The following is a 21,864-nucleotide window of genomic DNA, read 5'->3' on the forward strand; positions in this document are numbered from 1 at the left end:
TTTTGCCTACTTTTCTTTGCGGCGGCAAAGAAAAGTAGGTGCCGCCCCGCACAGGGGCAACACTAGCAGACCACTAAAAAAGAGCGGACGCCAGCGAGAGCTCAACCAGCGAATGCCAGAATAAGAAAAATCCAAAAAAAACGGCGCCCTCTTCGCAAAAAAGAGCACGCCATCCCCATCAGCAAGGCAGCCCAAAAGCCTCCAAAACCGAAGAGTTACTTCTTCTTCTGCGGCGGCAAATCCGTACAAACACCTTCATACAGCTCGGCAGCCATGCCAACAGATTCCCCAAGCGTCGGATGCGGATGAATCGTCTTGCCAATATCCGTCGCGTCAGCGCCCATCTCCACAGCGAGACACACTTCGCTGATCAGATCGCCGGCATTCAGACCCACAATCCCGCCACCAATCACGCGATGCGTCTCTTCATCGAAGATCAGCTTCGTAAAGCCCTCGTCGCGGCCATTCGCGATAGCACGACCTGAAGCCGCCCACGGGAACACTGCCTTGCCGTACTTGATGCCTTCGGCCTTGCACTGCTCTTCCGTCTTGCCCGCCCAGGCCACTTCCGGATCGGTGTAAGCCACCGACGGAATCTGCAGCGCGTCGAAGTACGCCTTCTCACCATGCGCCGCTTCCGCTGCCACATGGCCTTCGTGCACGGCCTTGTGCGCCAGCATCGGCTGACCCACGATGTCGCCGATCGCGAAGATGTGCGGCACGTTGGTGCGCATCTGCTTGTCGACTTCGATGAAGCCGCGATCCGTCACCGCCACGCCCGCCTTGTCCGCGCCGATCTTCTTGCCGTTCGGGCTGCGGCCCACGGCAACCAGCACGAGGTCGTAGCGTTGCGGCTCGGCCGGGGCCTTCTCGCCTTCGAACGTCACATAGATGCCGGCCGGCTTCGCTTCCGCTGCCGTCGTCTTGGTCTTCAGCATCACGTTGGTGAAACGCTTGCTGTTGAACTTCTCCCAGACCTTGACGAGATCGCGGTCCGCGCCGGCCATCAGACCATCGAGCATTTCGACCACGTCGATCTGCGCGCCGAGCGTCGCGTACACCGTCGCCATTTCCAGGCCGATAATGCCGCCGCCAATCACCAGCATGCGCTTGGGCAACTGACGCAGCTCCAGCGCGCCCGTCGAATCGACCACACGGGGATCTTCGGGGATGAACGGCAGCTTCACGGCCTGCGAACCCGCCGCGATGATCGCCTGCTTGAACTTGACGACCTTCTTGCCGTTCTCGCCATGCACTTCCATGTGATACGGATCGACAAACGTGCCGACACCCGTGACCACTTCGACCTTGCGTGCCTTCGCCATACCGGCGAGACCGCCCGTCAGCTTCTTGACGACGCCCGACTTGAAGTCGCGCAGCTTGTCGAGATCGATCTGCGGCTTGCCGAACGAGATGCCGTGCGAACCGAGCGCAGCCGCTTCGTCGATCACGAGCGCCGTGTGCAGCAGCGCCTTCGACGGAATACAACCCACGTTCAGACACACGCCGCCGAGCGTCGAGTAGCGCTCGACCAGCACCGTCTTCATGCCGAGGTCAGCTGAACGGAATGCCGCCGAATAGCCGCCAGGACCCGCGCCAAGCACGAGCATGTCGCATTCGATATCGGCGGAACCGGAGTAGCTGCCGGCTTGCGGCGCAGGCGTCGAAGCCGCAGCGGGCGCGGGCGCCGGTGCGGCCTTCGGAGCCGGCGCAGCGGCTGCGCCTTCCCCTTCGAGCAACACGATCACGGTGCCTTCCGACACGTTATCGCCGACCTTCACCTTGATTTCCTTGACGACACCGGCTGCCGGGCTCGGCACATCCATGGTCGCCTTATCGGATTCGAGCGTGACGAGCGACTGTTCCTTCTCGACGCGATCGCCGACCTTCACCGACACTTCGATGACGGGCACGTCTTTATAGTCGCCGATATCGGGGACTTTGATTTCCTGCACGCTGCCGCCGCTTGCGGCCGGCGCGGCAGCGGGTGCGGCTGCAGGCGCAGCTTTCTCAGGTTCTTTAGCGGCTTTGGCTTCGCCTGCCGTTTCGACGATGGCGATCACGGTGCCTTGCGAGACCTTGTCGCCCGACTTGACGCGGACTTCCTTGACCGTACCGACCGCTTCGCTCGGCACTTCCATCGACGCCTTATCGGTTTCGAGCGTCAGCAGCGACTGCTCGAGTTCGATCGAATCGCCCGGCTTGATATTGACTTCGATGACATCGACGTCCTTGAAATCGCCGATGTCCGGCACCTTCACTTCGACGAGACTCATTAGTGTCCCCTTCTCTTATTGACCGTGTTGAAAGATGAGTCGCGAAGAACCTTCGCCTCGAAAACCGCGACACATAAACGCAGACTTAATGCTGTCCGCCAAGGACGCGGCTTTCTTTTGCCTACTTTTCTTTGCAAGACAAAGAAAAGTAGGTGCCGCCCCGCACAGGGGCGACGCATGAAGCGCGACGACAAAACAGGTTCAACGGCAAGGCATGAGCAACCACAAAAAACTCACACCTCGCCGCGCGACTCAAGCTCAACAATCAAAGAATCACACGCCGGAAATCGGCAAGAATCGACCCGAGATACGCATTGAAGCGCGCCGCTTCCGCACCATCGATCACGCGATGGTCATACGACAGCGACATCGGCAGCGTCAGACGCGGCACGAACTGCTTGCCGTCCCACACAGGCTTCTGATAACCACGCGACAGACCGAGAATCGCGACTTCAGGCGCATTGATGATCGGCGTGAAATGCGTGCCGCCAATCCCGCCCAGCGAAGAAATCGACATGCAGCCGCCCTGCATCTGGTCGGGCTTGAGCTTGCCTTCGCGCGCGAGCTTCGACAGCTCGGCCATTTCCTTCGCGATATCGACGAGACCCTTCTTGTCCGCATCGCGGATCACGGGCACGACCAGACCGTTCGGCGTATCGGCAGCAAAACCCACGTTGTAGTACTGCTTGAACACGAGGTTGTCGCCATCGAGGCTCGCGTTGAACGTCGGAAATTTCTTCAGCGCCGCCACGACTGCCTTGATCACGAACGCGAGCATCGTGAACTTCACGCCCGCCTTCTCGTTTTCCTTGTTCAGCTTGACGCGCAGTTCTTCCAGCTCGGTGATATCCGCTTCGTCGTTGTTCGTGACGTGCGGGATCATCACCCAGTTGCGGTGCAGATTCGCGCCCGAAATCTTCTTGATACGCGACAGCGGCTTCGGATCGACCGGGCCGAACTTCGTGAAGTCGATCTTCGGCCACGGCAGCAGGCCGAGTTCGCCACCACCAGCGCCAGCCGGTGCAGCGGCAGCAGCAGGCGCGCCACGCTGGCCCGTCATCACGCCCTTGACGAACGCGGTGACGTCGTCCTGCGTAATGCGGCCCTTCGGACCCGTGCCTTGCACGCGCGACACATCGACACCCAGTTCACGCGCAAACTTGCGCACCGACGGCGACGCGTGGCTCGCGCGATGTGCGCCGCCTTCGCCTGCCGGAATGACGGGTGCCTGTGCGAGCGCGGACGGTTGCGCGGGAGCGGGCGACGGCGTCGCGGGCGCATCCGACGGCTTCTCTTCCTGCTTTGCAGCAGCGGGTGCCGGAGCAGGCGCAGCCGCAGCACCGCCGCCCTCGCCTTCGAGCACCACGATCAGCGTGCCTTCCGACACGTTGTCGCCGACCTTGACCTTGATTTCCTTGACGACGCCCGCTGCCGGGCTCGGCACGTCCATCGTTGCCTTGTCGGATTCGAGCGTGACGAGCGACTGTTCCTTCTCGACGCGATCGCCAACCTTCACCGACACTTCGATGACAGGCACATCCTTATAGTCGCCGATATCCGGCACCTTCACTTCCTGCACCCCGCCGCCGCTCTTCGCAGCAGGCGCGGGAGCAGCAGCCGGTGCGGGCGCCGCTGCCGGGGCAGGCGCAGCAGCACCATTACCCTTCGCAGCACCGCCGCCTTCGCCGTCGAGCAGCACGATCAGCGTGCCTTCCGACACCGTATCGCCAAGCTTGACCTTCACTTCCTTGACCGTACCCGACGCCGGGCTCGGCACATCCATCGTCGCCTTGTCGGATTCCAGCGTGACGAGCGACTGCTCTTTCGTGACGGTGTCACCCGCCTTGACCAGCACCTCGATTACAGGAATGTCCTTGTAATCGCCGATGTCCGGCACCTTGACTTCGATCGCTTGGCTCATTGTTTTCTGTCTCCAGGGCCGCGCGCACTTCGCCGCCCGCTTCGGGCGGCGAAGTGCGCATTGGGGCTCGCGGGTCGATGCCTTAGACGGTCATCGGGTTGGGGTTGGACGGATCGAGGTTGTACTTCTTCAGCGCGTCGGCCACGACCTTGCGCTCAATCGTACCCTCATCGGCCAGTGCGCTCAGCGCAGCAACCGTGGTCCAGTAGCGGTCGACTTCGAAGAAGTGACGCAGCTTTTCGCGCGTGTCCGAGCGGCCGAAGCCGTCCGTACCCAGCACGACGAAGCGTTGCGGCACGAACGCGCGGATCTGGTCGACCAGCGCACGAACGTAGTCGGTCGAGGCGAGCACGGGGCCCTTCGCGTCCTTCAGCAGCGTCTCGACGTGCGAGAGCTTCTTGTCTGCGAGCGGGTTCAGCAGGTTCTGACGCTGCACTTCGTGACCTTCGCGGGCCAGTTCCGTGAAGCTCGGCACGCTCCACAGATCGGCTTCGACGCCCCAGTCGTTCTTCAGCAGGTCGGCGGCGGCGATCACTTCGTTGAAGATCGTGCCCGCGCCCATCAGCTGCACGCGCGGTGCCTTGGCGTTGTCGGCGCCCTTGCGGAACGCGTACATGCCCTTGATGATGTCCTTCGCCACGTGCTCGCCCTGCGGAATAGCCGGGTGCTCGTAGTTCTCGTTCATCACCGTGATGTAATAGAACACGTCTTCCTGATCCTGCACCATGCGGCGCATGCCGTCCTGCATGATGACGGCGAGTTCGTAACCGAACGTCGGGTCATAGCTGATGCAGTTCGGAACCGACGCCGCCCACAGCAGCGAGTGGCCGTCTTCGTGCTGCAGGCCTTCGCCGTTCAGCGTCGTGCGGCCTGCCGTACCGCCCAGCAGGAAGCCACGCGAACGCATGTCGCCGGCGGCCCACACCAGGTCGCCGATACGCTGCATGCCGAACATCGAGTAGAAGATGTAGAACGGGATCATGATCTCGCCGTGCGTCGAGTACGACGTCGCCGCTGCGATCCAGTCCGACATGCCGCCTGCTTCGTTGATGCCTTCCTGCAGGATCTGGCCGGTTTCCGATTCACGGTAGAACATCAGCTGGTCGGAATCTTCCGGCACGTACTTCTGGCCGTCCTGATTCCAGATACCGATCTGACGGAACAGACCTTCCATACCGAACGTACGCGATTCGTCCGGCACGATGGGGACGACGCGCTTGCCGATCGCCTTGTCCTTCAACAGGATGTTGAGGATACGGACGAACGCCATCGTCGTCGAAATTTCACGGCCTTCACCCGTGCCCTTCAACAGCGGCTCGAATGCGTCGAGCGCCGGAACGGGCAGCGATTCCGCCTTCTGGCGGCGCGCCGGCAGATAGCCGCCGAGTTCCTGACGGCGGGCGCGCATGTATTCGAGTTCCTTCGAGCCTTCTTCGAAGGTCAGATACGGCACGTGCGCGATTTCCTCGTCGGAAACCGGCAGGCGGAACTGGTCGCGGAAATGCTTGAGCGCTTCCACCTGCATCTTCTTCTGCTGGTGGGTGATGTTCATTGCCTGACCGGCTTCGCCCATGCCGTAGCCCTTGATCGTCTTCGCGAGGATGACGGTCGGCTGGCCCTTGGCTTGCGTGGCTTCCTTGAACGCTGCGTAGATCTTGTGCGGATCGTGGCCGCCGCGGTTCAGGTTCCACACGTCTTCGTCCGACCAGTCGGACACCAGCGCCTTCAGTTCCGGCGTGTTGAAGAAGTGCTCGCGAACATACGCGCCCGATTCCGACTTGTACGTCTGATATTCGCCGTCGACGACTTCCATCATCCGGCGCATCAGCGCGCCCGACTTGTCGCGTGCGAAGAGGGCATCCCAGCGGCTGCCCCAGATGACCTTGATGACGTTCCAGCCTGCGCCGCGGAATTCGCTTTCCAGTTCCTGGATGATCTTGCCGTTGCCGCGCACCGGGCCGTCCAGACGCTGCAGATTGCAGTTGATGACGAACACGAGGTTGTCGAGGCGTTCGCGGCCGGCCATGCCGATCGCGCCGAGCGATTCCGGTTCATCCGTTTCGCCGTCGCCGAGGAAGGCCCAGACCTTGCGGCCCGTGGTCTTCGCGATACCGCGCGCGTGCAGGTACTTCATGAAGCGCGCCTGGTAGATCGCCATGATCGGGCCGAGGCCCATCGACACCGTCGGGAATTGCCAGAAGTCCGGCATCAGCCACGGGTGCGGATACGACGAGATGCCCTCGCCGCCCACTTCCTGGCGGAAGTTGTCGAGTTGCTTGTCCGTCAGGCGGCCGAGCAGGAACGCGCGCGAGTACACACCCGGCGACGAATGGCCCTGCACGAACACGAGGTCGCCGCCGTGTTCGGGCGACGGTGCATGCCAGAAGTGGTTGAAGCCGACGTCGTACAGCGTCGCAGCCGACGCGAACGAAGCGATGTGGCCACCGACGTTGGTTTCCTTGCCGGCACGCAGCACCATCGCCATCGCGTTCCAGCGCGTGTACGTACGGATGCGGTGCTCGATGTCCTGGTCGCCGGGAATCTTCGCCTGATTCGCAACGGGGATCGTGTTGATGTACGGGGTGTTAGCCGAGAAAGGCAGATGCTCGCCATGCACGCGGGCGAATTCGATCTGCTTTTCGATGAGGTAGTGAGCGCGGTCGGGTCCGACAGCAGAAATCACGCCATCTAGCGCGTCGAGCCATTCGGCCGTTTCTTGCGGGTCGTTGTCGTCTTTTGCGTTGGCGACGTATTTCAGGACTTCGTCAGGTACAGCGGACATGCTCGTCTCCTGGATATGGGAACGCTCTGTGAACAGGCGACGCGGACAAACGTCGAGGACGAACATCGGCCGCGGCAGCTTCCGGCCGATTGTAATAAGGCCCGCATTGCCTGCGCAAGAAAATTTTCAGATTACGAGAGTGTTTCTCATAATGCGGAAAATTGCTGCGGCGCACCCTGGTTTGACTGCCCATCAGCAAGTACGTCGGCTAGTTTGCGCCGAATTGCGTGAGTTTCATCGCTTTTTTGCGGCATTTACGTGTCAGCCGCTGCGCTACAATGCCAGCCATGTTGACCGATCGGCTTTTCGCACGCTCGGCGCGTTCTGCCGGACAGTCGGCGGATTCGTCGCCGTCCCGCTGGCACCACGGACCGTGGTGGTCGAATTCCTATTTGCTGACGCCGCTGCTGTCGATCCTCGTCTTCCTCGTGGTGATGAGCCTGATCCTGTGGAGCCTGAACCGGCGCGAACAGCAGCAGCAGGAAGACACCCTTTACCGCAACGTCGCGTGGGCGCAGCAGCAGATCCGCCTGTCCATGACGGGCGCGCAGGAGCAACTCCAGGCGCTGGCGCGCGATCTCATCTCGGGCCGCGCCGATCCGCATTCCTTCCAGGTGTCGACGGCCGACATCATGCAGGGGCATCCCGAGATCCTCTACATGAACTGGTACACCAGCGCGCAGCAACCGCGCTGGCCAAACAACGAACTGCCCATCCTGGGCCAGCGCCTCGCCAAACCCAACGACCAGCAGATGGACGAAGCCGTCAAGGCCGCGTTCACGGAAGCGAAGAACACGCGCCGCCAGGTCTACTCGCCGCTGATGTATGACGACGTCGGCAATGGCTATATCACGCTGCAAACCCCCGTTTATCGCGACCGCGACTTTCTCGGCACGATCGCGGCGGTGTTTTCGATCGAAGGCATTCTGAAGCGCGACATTCCGCCGGAGCTGTCCGCGAAGTACAAGATCTCGATCATCGACATCAACAACCGCGAACTGGCGACCACCTCGACGCGCCCGCGCCTGCCGCGCGACGCGTATTACGATCTGCCGCTCGATCCGCCGGGGCAAGGCGTATCGGTACGCGTGTACGCGTATCCGCAGATGACCAACTTCACGAACAACACGCTCGTGTGGCTGGTCGCGGGTCTGTCGTGTTTCGTGCTGTGGAGTTTGTGGAGTCTGTGGAAGCACACGCGCCAGCGCTTCGAGGCGCAACAGGCGCTGTACGCCGAAGCGTTCTTCCGCCGGGCGATGGAAAACTCCGTGCTGATCGGCATGCGCGTGCTCGACATGCATGGCCGCATCACCCACGTGAACCCGGCGTTCTGCCGGATGACGGGCTGGGACGAAAGCGATCTCGTCGGCAAGAACGCGCCGTTCCCGTACTGGCCGCGCGATTCGTATCCGGAGATGCAGCGCCAGCTCGACATGACGCTGCGTGGCAAGGCGCCCTCTTCCGGTTTCGAGTTGCGCGTGCGCCGCAAGGACGGCTCGCTGTTCCATGCACGCCTGTATGTATCGCCGCTGATCGACAGTTCGGGCCGTCAGACGGGCTGGATGTCGTCGATGACGGACATCACCGAGCCGAAGCGCGCGCGTGAAGAACTCGCCGCCGCGCACGAGCGCTTCACGACCGTGCTCGAAAGCCTCGACGCCGCCGTGTCCGTGCTCGCCGCCGACGAAGCCGAATTGTTGTTTGCCAACCGCTACTACCGCCACCTGTTCGGCATCCGTCCGGACGGCCATCTGGAACTGGCCGGCGGCGGCGGTTTCGACAGTTCGGCGGCGTCGTCGGATTCGATCGATATGGTCGACGCGTTCGCCGGCCTGCCCGCCACGGCACTGACGGAAGGCTCCGCCGATGCGCAGGAAGTCTACGTGCAAGGCATCCAGAAGTGGTTCGAAGTGCGTCGCCAGTACATTCAGTGGGTGGACGGCCATCTCGCGCAGATGCAGATCGCGACCGACATCACCACCCGCAAGCAGGCGCAGGAACTCGCGCGCCAGCAGGACGAGAAACTGCAGTTCACCAGCCGCCTGATGACGATGGGCGAAATGGCGTCGTCGCTGGCTCACGAACTAAACCAGCCTCTCGCGGCCATCAATAACTATTGCTCTGGAACCGTGGCGCTGGTTAAATCTGGTCGGACAACTCCTGACAACCTGTTACCTGTTCTTGAGAAGACAGCGCAACAGGCTGTGCGGGCCGGCATGATCATCAAGCGCATCCGCGAATTCGTGAAACGCAGCGAACCCAAACGCCAGGCTACCCGCGTCGCCGACATCGTCGCCGACGCTGTTGGCCTCGCCGAGCTCGAAGCCCGCAAGCGCCGCATTCGCATCGTGACGGACATGCGCTCGCGCCTGCCCGTGATCTACGTCGACCCGGTGCTGATCGAGCAGGTACTGGTGAACCTGCTGAAGAACGCCGCGGAAGCGATGCACGACGCGCATCCCAATGCCGTCGATCCTGTCATCCGCGTGGTCGTGAAGCTCGATTCGGGCTTCGTGTGCATCAGCGTCGTCGATCAGGGGCCGGGCGTCGACGAAGCGACGGCCGAGCGTCTCTTTGAACCGTTTTACAGCACCAAGTCCGATGGCATGGGCATGGGGCTGAACATTTGCCGTTCGATCATCGAATCGCATCGCGGACGCCTGTGGGTGGTCAACAACGTCGAATCCGACGGCCACATCACGGGCGCCACTTTCCATTGCAGTCTGCCTATTGGAGAGCCTGACGGCCCGAGCAACGGCGGGTCCGAGGCGCCGACACCACAAACCGTTACGGGAGAGCTATGAACACCCCAGTTACCACACAGGAAACCGTGTTTGTCGTCGATGACGATGAAGCGGTGCGAGATTCGCTGCGCTGGCTGCTGGAGGCGAACGGCTACCGGGTGCAGTGCTTCTCCAGCGCCGAGCAGTTCATCGACGCGTGGCAGCCGCATCAGCATCCCGGCCAGATCGCGTGCCTGATCCTCGACGTGCGCATGTCGGGCATGAGCGGCCTCGAACTGCAGGAACGCCTGATCGCCGACAACACGCTGCTCCCCATCATCTTCGTAACGGGTCACGGCGACGTGCCGATGGCCGTATCGACGATGAAAAAAGGCGCGATGGACTTCATCGAAAAACCGTTCGACGAAGCCGAACTGCGCAAGCTGGTCGAGCGCATGCTGGACAAGGCGCGCAGTGAAAGCAGCAGCGTGCAGCAGCAGCGGGCCGCCGCCGAGCGCCTGGGCAAGCTGACTGCGCGTGAGCATCAGGTGCTCGAGCGCATTATCGCGGGCCGCCTGAACAAGCAGATCGCCGACGATCTCGGCATCAGCATCAAGACGGTCGAAGCGCACCGTGCGAACATCATGGAAAAGCTCAACGTGAATACCGTGGCGGATCTGCTGCGTCTCGCGTTGTCTAACAAGCCGCAACCGGCGCAGTAAGCTGCCATCACGCAGTCATCACATCGCCACGATGTGATGACTGCGTTTTGCCTGTGCGCTGATCTGTCCCGGCCGCCCGCGCCGCTTCGTGTGCGGGTGGCCCGGGAAACGCTGACGCCAGCCGTTGTCCCGCACACCGCACTCTCTGTTTGCGGTATCCAGTCCCTCTCTCCTCTCTTACGTGGGCCGCTCTGTCGACCGCTTCACTTGCGGCTGCGTTCTTCGCATCGTTTCATTAGCGCTCCCAACTGACGGGCAACCGTCACGTCGCCGTCATTCCGCGCCTGCGCCTTGTCCTGCAAGCATCGGCATTTGACATCGCGCATTGACAGCGGCTGCTCCAGTTTCTAATTTACATACCATATCAACCGAAAAAGTTACCGATGCCCGAAAGCGAGCACTGCGCGGGCGACGGGCGCATCGCCGGCCACGATGCGCGTCGCATGCAGCACCCTCGCCGCGGACAACGCCGCGACTTCAGATTGCCCTTGCGCACCCAGTCCACTTCCATTATCAGTCGCTACACAGCATCGTCCGCCCGTCGCTCCATTGCCACAAGACCGCTCTGCGGCAGGCCGGCCTCGCCCGGCAGCCGACGCGCACACAACGCAGCAAGGAGGTTCTCATCGTGAAACGTTACGGACCCTACAGGCCGCGCGTCTGGGTCGTCTGCGCGGTGCTGGCAGGCATGCCGCTCGCAGCGGGCGTGATCGCGCCCGTCGAGACCGCCGCGCAGACACCCGCGAAAGTCTCCAGCCAGCAACTCGATTCCCTCACCGCGCCGATCGCGCTTTACCCCGACGCACTGCTTGCCCAGGTGCTGATGGCGGCCACTTTTCCGCAGGATGTCGAAGCTGCCGCCGCGTGGTCGAAGGCGAACACGCAGTACAAGGGCGACGATGCCGTCAAAGCCGTCGCGTCGCAGCCGTGGGATCCGAGCGTGCAATCGCTGGTCGCCTTCCCGCAGGTGCTCGCGACGATGGCCTCCAAGCCCGACTGGGTGCAACAGCTCGGCAACGCGTTCCTCGCCCAACCGAACGACGTGATGGATTCGGTGCAGCGGCTGCGCAAGCAGGCGCAATCGGCGGGCAATCTGAAATCGAGCGAGCAGCAAAAGGTGGTCGTGGAGCAAAGCACGATCCAGATCGTGCCCGCGAATCCGCAGGTCGTGTATGTGCCGACCTATAACCCGACGGTCGTCTACGGCACGTGGCCGTACCCTGCCTATCCGCCCGTCTATGTCCCGCCGCCTCCCGGCTATGCGATCGCGACCGGCTTCGCGACGGGGCTGGCCTTCGGCGCCGGCATTGCTGTCGCCAATTCGCTGTGGGGCGGCTTCAACTGGAACAATCACGACGTCAACATCAACGTCAACCGCTACAACAATATCAACGTCAACAACCGCATCAACTCGAATACGTCGACCGCGAACTGGAATCGCAACGAGAGCATTAACCGCAACAATGCGAACTTCAATCGCAACAACGCGAACTTCAACAACAACAATCTCGCTGCGCAACGCGACCAGTTTCGCGGACGCGATGCGTCGCGCGCACAGGCGCAGCAGACCTTGCAGAATCGCACCGGCCAGAACCTGAGCGGCAACGCAAGTCAGCGCGTGCAGAACATTCATCAGGGCGGCGGCCCGAACGCCGGCAACGTGCGTAACAGCGCGCAGAACCTGAACCGCGATAACGCACTGCGCGGCGCGGGCGACGGCGCCGGTTCGCGGCAGGACTTCCAGCGCGGCCAGTCGAGCCGGCAGTCGCTTGCCGACCGCGGCGGCGCAAACGGTGGCGACCGGCTCGGCGCGGGTGGCGGCGGACAGCAGTTCAACGGCGGCGGTGGCCGTCAGGCAGGCGGTGGTTTCGGAAGTGGCGGCGGCGGACGCCAGGCAGGCGGTGGCGGTGGCTTCCAGCGTGGCGGCGGAGGCGGAGGCTTCGGCGGCGGCCACGGTGGTGGCGGCGGATTCCATCGCCGATAGACCCACCATCGACAGCAACTATCTTGGATCGGACCAGAACGCGCGCTCTGCCGCCCGTTCTGGTCGACAGGAGTCACTCATGACCAGTACAACCACCCGCGTACCACGCCGCAGTGCACGCCTCGCCCCGCTCGTTGCCGCGCTCGCCACGGCGATGCTCTGCGTCGTCGCGCAGCCCGCCGCTGCGCAAGCCGTCTATCCGACGCCCGATGCCGCCGCCGACGCGTTTGCCAATGCACTTGCTACCAACGACCATCCCGCGATGGAAAAAGTGCTTGGCAAGAACTTCGGCCGCTACATCCCGACGACCAATATCGGCGAGGACGATATCTACGCATTCCTCGGCCAATGGGCGAAAGGCCATCATTTCGTCGACGATCCGGCCGCGCACAAAGGGCGCAAGAGCGTGCATCTCACCGTCGGCGACGACGGCTGGACGCTGCCGATTCCCATCGTGCAGAGCGCGCGCGGCTGGCAGTTCGACACGCCCGCCGCCACCGACGAAATGCTCACGCGCCGCATCGGCCGCAATGAACGCTCGGCGATCCAGACGTCGCTCGCCTACGTCGACGCGCAAAACGACTACCGCAAGCAGATGCAGCATTACGCTGAGAAATTCATCAGTTCGCCCGGCAAGCAGGACGGCCTCTACTGGCCAACCGCGCCCGGCGAACCGGAAAGCCCGCTCGGGCCGCTCGCCGCGACGATGCCGCACCAGATCGCGCCCGGCGAGGCGTACTACGGCTATCACTACCGCATCCTGACCGCGCAAGGCGCCCATGCCGAAGGCGGCGCGCAGAACTATGTGCAGGACGGCGTGCTGTCGAAGGGATTTGGCCTCGTCGCGTGGCCGGCGGACTACGGCAAGACGGGCGTGATGAGTTTCATCGTGAACCAGAACGGCCAGGTCTACGAGAAGAATCTTGGACCGCAGACGGCGCGTGCTGTGTCGTCGATCACGTCGTTCAATCCCGACTCGTCGTGGCAGGCAACCCAGCCTTGAACGCGGCGTCCCGACTGCGCTGAAGGCAGAGCAACATTGCTGCGAGGTGCGCCGACACGGTAGCTCGGCCGCGCCATCGCCTGCCGCGTCACCCTGCCCCATCGGGCTCGCTGCCGCAACGGTATAATGTCGAACTTCGCTGCGGCGCGGTTTTCGCGCCGTGCGCTTTCCGGCATGCGACCCGTTCCTGCCTGCAGGCGCCATTCATGCGTTGTCGCGGCGCCCGCTTCTGGCGAGCCGCGAACGCATGCGCAGCAGCACGTATGGCATGCGCGGCAACGTCATCACACGCCCCGCGCCTGCCCGCCCCGCCCGCATTCCGACACGCCCATTCTCGACCGACCATGACAGCCAAACTGATCGACGGCACCGCCCTTTCCAAGACCCTGCGCGCCGACGTCGCCACGCGCGCCGCCGCCCTCACTGCCCGCGGACACCAGCCCGGTCTTGCCGTCGTGCTCGTCGGCGACAATCCGGCGAGCGAAGTCTATGTCCGCAACAAGGTGAAAGCCTGCGAGGACAACGGACTTTTCTCGTCGTATGACCGCTATCCCGCGACGATGACGGAAGCCGATCTGCTCGCGCGCATCGACGCACTCAACCGCGATCCGAAGATCAACGGCATTCTCGTGCAACTGCCGCTGCCGAAGCACATCGACAGCCACAAGGTGATCGAAGCCATCGCGCCCGAAAAGGACGTGGATGGCTTTCACGTTGCGAACGCCGGCGCGCTGATGACGGGCAAGCCGCTGTTCCGCCCGTGCACGCCGTATGGCGTCATGAAAATGTTCGAAGCACACGGCATCGACCTGAAGGGTGCGAACGCCGTGGTGATCGGCCGCTCGAATATCGTCGGCAAGCCGATGGCGATGCTGCTGCTCGAAGCGAATGCCACCGTCACGATTTGCCACAGCAAGACGCGCGATATCGCGTCGTTCACGCGTAACGCAGATGTTGTCGTGGTGGCTACGGGTCTGCGCAACACGCTGGCGGCCGATATGGTCAAGCCGGGCGCGACGGTGATCGATGTCGGCATGAACCGCGACGAGAACGGCAAGCTGTGCGGCGACGTCGACTTCGCGAACGTGAAGGAAGTGGCCGGCTACATCACGCCCGTGCCGGGCGGCGTCGGCCCGATGACCATCACGATGCTGCTCGTCAACACGATCGAAGCGGCCGAGCGCGCAGCGGGCAACGCCTGAGCGTTTTATTGCCCGTACCGAAGCTTTTACCGAAGTGAAGGGCCGGCCGCGCGCCAAAGCCCTTGCTTTTCAATGTGCCGCCCGGATTAGCATGCGCGTCCGGGCGCGCCGCTTCCGCAGCATGATCGCGGACCCGATACGCATCCAATCTTCACAACGGCGGCCAGCGCACAGCGAGGTCGGCCGCACTCATCGGCGCGCGTTCGTACGGCCTGTCCCGCGTCTTTCTGCGCTCGAGCTGATGCGCTTCGTTGCGGCCGATTCGCTCGCGACACCAGTTCATCACAGGACGCTCGATCCAGCGCGACGACAACGCCGCCAGCGCAAGAATGAACGGCGCGCCGACGACGAGCGCGAGCATCGGCGAGATGCCCGGCAGGCGCGCTGCCACGCACTGCTGCACCACGAAGCCGTACAGGCAGATCGCGTATGAATAGTCATGACGTGGCCTCCAGCGATGCAGCATCGGCGTCACGCTCACCCACAGCAAACCGTAGACGAACGCGATATAAAACAGCATCTGCGCGCCGGCTGTATCGCGAAACACGAGAAACACCAGCAACAATCCGCACGCGACGAGTGCTCCCATGCTGATGCGTTCGCGCCATCCGTACGCCAGCATGCCGAGAAGAAAGAACAGCTCTGGTGAAACCGCAAAAAAGCCGGCGTTGTCCGCGACGACGCGCCAGCCGGATGGCAGTTCGGGCACACCTGTGCGCATCGAGCATGCAGCGAGCGCGATCAGTACGGTGATCGTGAGTCGCCGGCGCGTCGACAGCAAACCGAACATGCCTGCGATCAGCACGAGCAGCGCGCACAGCATGAGCGACGCCAGCGTCCACAGCGGTGTAACGATATTGCCCGGCAGCAACCAGCCGCGCTTGGCCGGGAGCGCCGCGAAATAATCGTGCAACGAGAGCGGCGTCAGGATCGGTCCGGCCACAAACCAGGCGACCAACGTCGCACCGAGCAGCGCGGGCAGGCAGCGCGCGAGCCGCAGTGCGACGAAACGCGGCGCCGACCGCTGCCGCTCGAAGCTCGCGCTCAGCAGCAAGCCGCTCATCAGAAAGAACGCATACACGCCAAGACTGCCTGCGCTATCGAACCCGGACCCGGTTGCGATAGCGGCACCGCTACCCGTTGGGCGGATCACGTCCGTCGCGCTGCAGACGATGGCGCACGCGGCAAACAGGCGTACGAGATCGAAGTTGTTCGCCTCACGGCCAAGCGATTGCGAGAGTGTCGGTGGATGCGGAGTCATTGCGAAGCTACCCGTTGCAGGCGGCCAGTCACGCGTTCGAACGCAAACGCGCAGGCCACACGAGGACAAAAAAGCCGCGCGTCGCGGCGACGCACGGACGATTCAACAATGCGCGAGACGGCGCGGCGCGACCGTGCGCTTGCCCACTCTCCCGTTCTGGTACAAATACGTCTGAACCCGTTATGGCTGCGCGCGGGCGGCAGTTCTGATAATTTGTGCTGGAACTGACGGGAGACTGGCCGATATCGGCTGATCTCTGAAGTTGTCCGCTGTGCCCCATTGGAAACGGCGAATGGCGCCCCAATATGCACGGTGCAAGGCGTCGGATGGCCCGCGTGCAAGCGCCGCGGGTCATGTGCGCGCCGCTCAGGTTTCAGGCCCGGATGCGCGTCATCCGGGTGTTCATTTACCGCGTCAGACAGGAAGCATCATGTCCACATCTCAATCGACATCCGACAACCCGCTCCTCGATTTCTCCGATCTGCCGCGCTTTGGCGAGATCCGCCCCGAACACGTCCCCCCTGCCCTCGATGTGCTGCTCGCCAATGCGAGCGCGGCCGTTGCACGGGCAAGCGAGCCGTCGACGCCGGCGTCGTGGACCGACGTGGTCGACCCCGTCGAACGCGCCACCGAGCCGCTGTCGCGCGCCTGGGGCGTGATCGGCCATCTGAACGCTGTCGCCGATACGCCCGAACTGCGCGCCGTGTACGGTGAGAACCTGCCGCGCGTGACCGAGTTCTGGTCGAGCGTCGGCCAGAACCTCGCGCTGTACGAGAAATACAAGGCAATTGCCGCCGGCGAGGATTTCGCGTCGCTGACGGGCGAACGTAAGAAAATCCTGAACAACTCGCTGCGCGATTTCAGACTGTCGGGCGCCGAACTGCCCGAAGCGCAGAAGCCGCGTTTCGCCGAATTGCAGGAACAGCAGGCCGCGCTGTCGAAATCGTTTTCGGATCACGTGCTCGATGCGACCAACGCTTACGCGTACATCGCCGAAAGCAAGGATGAACTGACGGGCCTGCCCGACGACACGATCGAAGCCGCACGCGAAGCCGCCGAGCGCGAAGGCAAGAGCGGCTGGAAGTTCACGCTGCACTTCCCGTCTTATTTCCCGGTCATGCAGTACTCGGAAAACCGCGCGATGCGCGAAACGATGTATCGCGCGTACGTAACGCGCGCGTCGGAACTCGGGCCGCAGTACGGCAAGGGCAATCCCGATTGGGACAACACGACAATCGTCGCCGAGGCGCTCAAGCTGCGTGAAGAAGAAGCGCACATGCTTGGCTTCAGGAATTTCGCCGAAGTGTCGCTGGCACCGAAGATGGCCGAATCGCCGGCGCAGGTGATGGCGTTCCTCGAAGACCTCGCGACGCGCGCGCGTCCGCACGCGGAGCACGACTGGAAGGAGCTGCGCGAGTTCGCCGCGAGCGAACTCGGCATGAGCGACATGCAGCCGTGGGACGTGGCCTTTGCTGCCGAGCGTCTGCGTCAGAAACGCTATTCGTTCTCCGAGAACGAAGTGAAGCAGTATTTCCCGGAAGACGCCGTGCTCAAGGGTCTGTTCAAGGTCACGGAGACGCTGTTCGGCGTGAAGATCCGCCGCGACGAAGCGGCGACGTGGCATCCCGACGTGCGCTTTTTCCGCGTCGAGAACCAGGACGGCGGCCTCGTGGCGCAGTTCTATCTCGACCTGTACGCACGCGAAGGCAAGCGCGGCGGCGCATGGATGGACGATGCGCGCTCACGCCGCAAGCCCGTCAATGGCGCAGTGCAGACGCCTGTCGCGTATCTGACGTGCAACTTCTCGGCGCCCATCGGCGGCAAGCCGGCCTGCTTCACGCATGATGAAGTGATCACGCTGTTCCACGAGTTCGGTCACGGCCTGCATCACATGCTCACGCGTGTCGATGAACTGGGCGTGTCGGGCATCAACGGCGTCGAGTGGGATGCTGTCGAGTTGCCGTCGCAGTTCATGGAGAACTTCTGCTGGGAGTGGGACGTGCTGAGCGACATGACGTCACATGTCGATACGGCGAAGCCGCTGCCGCGCGATCTGTTCGACAAGATGCTCGCTGCGAAGAACTTCCAGAGCGGTCTGGGCACCTTGCGGCAAATCGTGTTCTCGATGTTCGACATGAAGCTGCACGTCGACTTCGAAACGTCCGGCGCGAAGAGCGCGAATGACCTGGCGCGGGAGATCAACGAGCGCTTCCACGTGATTCCGCAGGCGTCGTTCTCGCGGTGGCCGAACACGTTTAGCCATATCTTTGCTGGTGGCTACGCGGCGGGTTACTACAGCTACAAGTGGGCGGAAGTGCTGTCCGCCGATGCTTATGCTGCGTTCGAAGAGGCTGCGCAAGCGGGCACGGGCAGTGTGCTCGATGCAGCGACTGGCACGCGGTATCGCAAGGAGATTCTCGAAGTGGGCGGCAGCCGGCCTGCGATGGAATCGTTCAAGGCGTTCCGTGGCCGTGAGCCGAATATCGATGCGCTGTTGCGGCACAACGGGATGGCACCTGACGCTGTGCCGGGCGCGGCGCATTGAAGTATTGATGCCGCAGAGCGCGAGGGTATGAGGTGGCACTCGCGCTCGCATCGCCTCAACTGCGATGCAGCTTGAAATCGACTTCCGTAGGCCTGCCTTCCAGTGACAGACTCGCGCGCGCGGCGGGCGAACGGCTTACCACCTTACCGCGGCTCCCCACCACCAGCCGCCCCGCCCGCAATCGAATCGCTTCAACGGCATCGCGCGCATCGAGCACAACGAGATTCGCTTCACATCCCGCTTCGATGCCGTAACCTTCTAGCCCGAGAATCCGGGCGGCATTCGCGGTAACCGCGTCGAAGCACGCATGCATCGCGTCGATGCCCGTCATCTGTGCGACGTGCAAGCCCATATGCGCGACTTCCAGCATGTCGCCCGACCCGAGGCTATACCACGGGTCCATCACGCAGTCGTACCCGAACGCGACGTTGATGCCTGCCGCGAGCATCTCCGGCACGCGCGTCATGCCTCGCCGCTTCGGATAGGTATCCGAGCGCCCTTGCAGCGTGATGTTGATCAGCGGATTCGCAATGGCCGCCACGCCCGATTCGCGCATCAAGGGCAGCAGCTTGCTGACGTAATAGTTATCCATCGAATGCATCGACGTCAGATGCGAACCCGTCACGCGCCCATGCAGCCCGAGCCGATGCGTCTGCGCCGCGAGCGTTTCGATGTGACGGGACATCGGATCGTCCGATTCGTCGCAATGCATGTCGACGCGCAAGCCCTTCTCCGCCGCAAACTCACAAAGCAGACGCACGGACTCTGCACCGTCTGCCATGGTCCGCTCGAAGTGAGGAATGCCGCCGACCACATCGACGCCCATCGCAATCGCGCGCTTGAGATTCTCGAATGCGCCCGCGCTGCGCAACACGCCGTCCTGCGGAAACGCGACCAGTTGCAGGTCCATATAAGGCGCAACGCGGCGCTTCACTTCGAGCAGCGCTTCGACAGCGAGCAGGCGTTCGTCGCACACATCGACGTGCGTGCGAATGGCAAGCAGCCCGCGCGCCACCGCCCAGTCGCAATACTGCAACGCGCGCTCCACTAGCGCTTCCTGGGTCAGATGCGGCTTCAGCTCGCCCCACAATGCAATGCCTTCGAGCAAGGTGCCCGACGCGTTCACGCGCGGCAAGCCGTAGGACAGCGTCGCGTCCATATGAAAATGCGCGTCGACGAAAGGTGGCGTGACGAGCGCACCCTGCACGTCGATCTCTTCGCGCGCGCTGGCGGCCAGCTTCGGCTCGACGGCAACGATGCGTCCGGCTTCCATGCCGATATCGACTGGACCAGGCTGCTTCGGGGCACTACGCGGTAACACGGCATTGCGGATGATCAGATCCATGGGCGGCTCCTTTGCATGACTACGATTCTATCGGCGGAAGAAACACATGGGGAGCATCCTGAAGGCATAGGACAAAAGACCATGCCGTACCGGTCGGCCGCATGCTATCCGTACTGCTGCGCGAGCCGTCGCGCGGCCTATACTCGACGCGAACAACAGGTATGGACAGGAACGTGAGATGAAGACGATAGGCGTGATCGGCGGCATGAGCTGGGAATCGTCCGCCGAGTATTACCGGCTGCTGAACCTCAACGCCAAGGCGCGTCTGGGCGGCCATCACAACGCACGCAGCCTGATGGTGACGGTCGACTTCGCGCAAGTCGAGGCGAACCAGCGCGCCGGCGACTGGCACGCGCTCGGCGTGCAGATGGCAGAGGCCGCGCGGCAACTGGAGCGCGGCGGCGCCGACCTCGTGCTGCTCGCGACCAACACGATGCACCTCGTGCACGAAGCCATCGAAGCGGCCATCGACGTGCCTTTCCTCCATATCGCCGATCCGACGGGCGAGGCATTGCGCGCGGCGGGCATCGAGCGTGTCGGCCTGCTGGGCACACGTTATACGATGGAGCAGACCTTCTACGCGGGACGCCTGCACGAGCGCTTCGGCCTCGACACGCTGATCCCCGATGACGAAGGCCGCGCGCAGGTGCATCGGATCATTTACGACGAACTGTGTCATGGCATCGTCGACGCGCAATCGCGAGCGCTCTATCAAAGCGTGATCGAAGACCTGAAAACGCGCGGTGCGCAAGCTGTCATTCTCGGCTGCACGGAGATCCCGCTGCTGATCAAACAGGAGCACTCCGCCCTGCCCGTGTTCGATACGACGGCCTTGCATGTGCAGAAAGCGGTCGATTGGGCGATCGATATGGACCGCTCCTGAGGGCTGCAAGACGTGCCTCGGCATCGCTAACAAAAGAACATGAAAAAAATTCGCGTAAATGTTTGACGTGTGGCGAAGGTGTCCGTACAATTCGCCTTCTTCTGACGCGGGGTGGAGCAGTCTGGCAGCTCGTCGGGCTCATAACCCGAAGGTCACAGGTTCAAATCCTGTCCCCGCAACCAAGTTTCAAAGGCATCGTGTCCTGCTCCACACGGCCTGCGCAGTACAAGTGGTTGATACATTCAAGCCCGCATCGCCCCAAGCGTTGCGGGCTTTTGTGTTTTTGGCCTATGCCTGTTGCCAGACTGAGCGCGGCCGCCCGATCGCGGTAAGATTCCATCCAGCACCTGAAACAACGAGAACGAGCGATGAAATTAGCCACGTGGAACGTGAACTCCCTGAAGGTCCGTCAGCAGCATGTGATCGACTGGCTCGAACTGAGCCAGACCGACGTGCTGTGCCTTCAGGAACTGAAACTGCCCGACGAAAAATTTCCGCGCGCCGAACTCGAAGCAAAGGGAAATCGCAGCTGGTTCGCCGGGCAGAAAACGTATAACGGCGTCGGCATTCTGGTACGCGACGGCATGAACGTCGATGAAGCCAGCATCGTGCGCAACATCCCCGGTTTCGAAGATCCGCAACAGCGGGTGATCTCGGCGACGATCGAAGGCGTGCGGGTGATCTCGGCGTATTTCCCGAACGGTCAGGCGCCCGGCACCGAGAAGTTCGAATACAAACTGCGCTGGCTCGACGCGCTGCAAAGCTGGATCAGGAGCGAGCTCGCGCAACATCCTAGGCTCGCGCTGCTCGGCGATTACAACATTGCGCCCGAAGACCGCGACGTGCATGATCCGAAGGCGTGGGAAGGACAAAACCTCGTGTCGCCGGAAGAGCGCGCTCACTTCAACCAGTTGATCGAACTGGGTCTCGTCGATTCGTTCCGGCTCTTCGAGCAACCGGAGAAGACCTTCACGTGGTGGGATTACCGCATGCTCGCGTTCCGCCGTAACGCGGGTTTGCGCATCGATCACATCCTGCTGTCGAAGCCGCTCGCCGCAAGCTGCACGCATTGCGACGTCGACAAGACGCCGCGCAAGTGGGATCAACCTTCAGATCACGCACCTGTCGTTGCGTTGACTGAGTAACGCGCTGTATCGCACGCTGTCGTCGCGGCGCGCGATCGGGGTCTCGCTCGCACTCCATCGCGCACACACCGG

Annotated in this window: 13 protein-coding genes and 1 tRNA gene; 9 read left to right on the forward strand and 5 right to left on the reverse strand. The window is 62.7% G+C overall.

The window, feature by feature from the left end:
- Positions 1-215 precede the first annotated feature (215 nt).
- From lpdA to aceE, 3 genes are all read right to left on the reverse strand, one after another.
- Positions 216-2,276 carry a dihydrolipoyl dehydrogenase gene (lpdA, locus tag DK391_RS32575; protein WP_109482124.1) on the reverse strand — a complete coding sequence of 687 codons (2,061 nt, stop codon included), beginning with the start codon at positions 2,274-2,276 and terminating at the stop codon, positions 216-218.
- Between the two features lie 265 nt (positions 2,277-2,541).
- Positions 2,542-4,197 (reverse strand): dihydrolipoyllysine-residue acetyltransferase, encoded by a 1,656-nt coding sequence (gene aceF / locus DK391_RS32580; protein WP_109482125.1) that lies wholly within the window; start codon positions 4,195-4,197, stop codon positions 2,542-2,544.
- A gap of 82 nt (positions 4,198-4,279) precedes the next feature.
- Complete coding sequence (gene aceE, locus DK391_RS32585) at positions 4,280-6,979, reverse strand: pyruvate dehydrogenase (acetyl-transferring), homodimeric type (RefSeq protein ID WP_109482126.1); 2,700 nt, start codon at positions 6,977-6,979, stop codon at positions 4,280-4,282.
- Positions 6,980-7,266: 287 nt separating this feature from the next.
- Here aceE and fixL point away from each other — a divergent pair, with 287 nt between their 5' ends.
- The 5 genes from fixL to folD all read left to right on the forward strand — a co-directional run bounded on the left by fixL (position 7,267) and on the right by folD (position 14,613).
- The gene (gene fixL / locus DK391_RS32590) at positions 7,267-9,783 is read left to right on the forward strand and encodes an oxygen sensor histidine kinase FixL (protein ID WP_109482127.1); all 2,517 of its coding nucleotides are present in this window, start codon (positions 7,267-7,269) and stop codon (positions 9,781-9,783) included.
- The gene (fixJ, locus tag DK391_RS32595; protein ID WP_012400866.1) at positions 9,780-10,424 is read left to right on the forward strand and encodes an oxygen response regulator transcription factor FixJ; all 645 of its coding nucleotides are present in this window, start codon (positions 9,780-9,782) and stop codon (positions 10,422-10,424) included. Before fixL ends, fixJ begins: the two co-directional genes overlap by 4 nt.
- 688 nt (positions 10,425-11,112) lie before the next feature.
- Positions 11,113-12,408 carry a DUF3300 domain-containing protein gene (locus DK391_RS32600; protein ID WP_109482146.1) on the forward strand — a complete coding sequence of 432 codons (1,296 nt, stop codon included), beginning with the start codon at positions 11,113-11,115 and terminating at the stop codon, positions 12,406-12,408.
- A 79-nt stretch (positions 12,409-12,487) separates the two neighbouring features.
- Entirely contained in the window at positions 12,488-13,411 is a 924-nt protein-coding gene (locus DK391_RS32605; RefSeq protein WP_109482128.1) for a DUF2950 domain-containing protein, read from the forward strand.
- A 344-nt stretch (positions 13,412-13,755) separates the two neighbouring features.
- The gene (folD, locus tag DK391_RS32610) at positions 13,756-14,613 is read left to right on the forward strand and encodes a bifunctional methylenetetrahydrofolate dehydrogenase/methenyltetrahydrofolate cyclohydrolase FolD (protein WP_109482129.1); all 858 of its coding nucleotides are present in this window, start codon (positions 13,756-13,758) and stop codon (positions 14,611-14,613) included.
- Positions 14,614-14,764: 151 nt separating this feature from the next.
- Here the strand turns inward: folD and DK391_RS32615 are convergent, their stop codons facing one another.
- Positions 14,765-15,874 (reverse strand): acyltransferase, encoded by a 1,110-nt coding sequence (locus DK391_RS32615; RefSeq protein WP_109482130.1) that lies wholly within the window; start codon positions 15,872-15,874, stop codon positions 14,765-14,767.
- A 430-nt stretch (positions 15,875-16,304) separates the two neighbouring features.
- Between DK391_RS32615 and DK391_RS32620 the strand changes: the two genes are divergently transcribed.
- Positions 16,305-18,419 carry a M3 family metallopeptidase gene (locus tag DK391_RS32620; protein WP_109482131.1) on the forward strand — a complete coding sequence of 705 codons (2,115 nt, stop codon included), beginning with the start codon at positions 16,305-16,307 and terminating at the stop codon, positions 18,417-18,419.
- Between the two features lie 55 nt (positions 18,420-18,474).
- Here DK391_RS32620 and DK391_RS32625 read toward each other — a convergent pair whose 3' ends face one another.
- On the reverse strand, positions 18,475-19,764 hold the full coding sequence (locus tag DK391_RS32625) for an amidohydrolase family protein (RefSeq protein ID WP_109482132.1): 1,290 nt from the start codon (positions 19,762-19,764) through the stop codon (positions 18,475-18,477).
- Between the two features lie 178 nt (positions 19,765-19,942).
- Here DK391_RS32625 and DK391_RS32630 point away from each other — a divergent pair, with 178 nt between their 5' ends.
- The 3 genes from DK391_RS32630 (at position 19,943) to xth (ending at position 21,792) form a co-directional block, all read left to right on the forward strand.
- On the forward strand, positions 19,943-20,647 hold the full coding sequence (locus tag DK391_RS32630) for an aspartate/glutamate racemase family protein (RefSeq protein WP_109482133.1): 705 nt from the start codon (positions 19,943-19,945) through the stop codon (positions 20,645-20,647).
- Positions 20,648-20,752: 105 nt separating this feature from the next.
- Positions 20,753-20,829: transfer RNA gene (locus tag DK391_RS32635), tRNA-Met, on the forward strand.
- Positions 20,830-21,015: 186 nt separating this feature from the next.
- Positions 21,016-21,792, forward strand: coding sequence for an exodeoxyribonuclease III (xth, locus tag DK391_RS32640; RefSeq protein ID WP_109482134.1), 777 nt, complete (start codon positions 21,016-21,018; stop codon positions 21,790-21,792).
- The last annotated feature ends 72 nt before the right edge of the window (positions 21,793-21,864 follow it).

The sequence above is a fragment of the Paraburkholderia sp. C35 genome (genome assembly GCF_003121405.1).
In the GTDB taxonomy this organism is placed as follows: Bacteria; Pseudomonadota; Gammaproteobacteria; order Burkholderiales; family Burkholderiaceae; genus Paraburkholderia.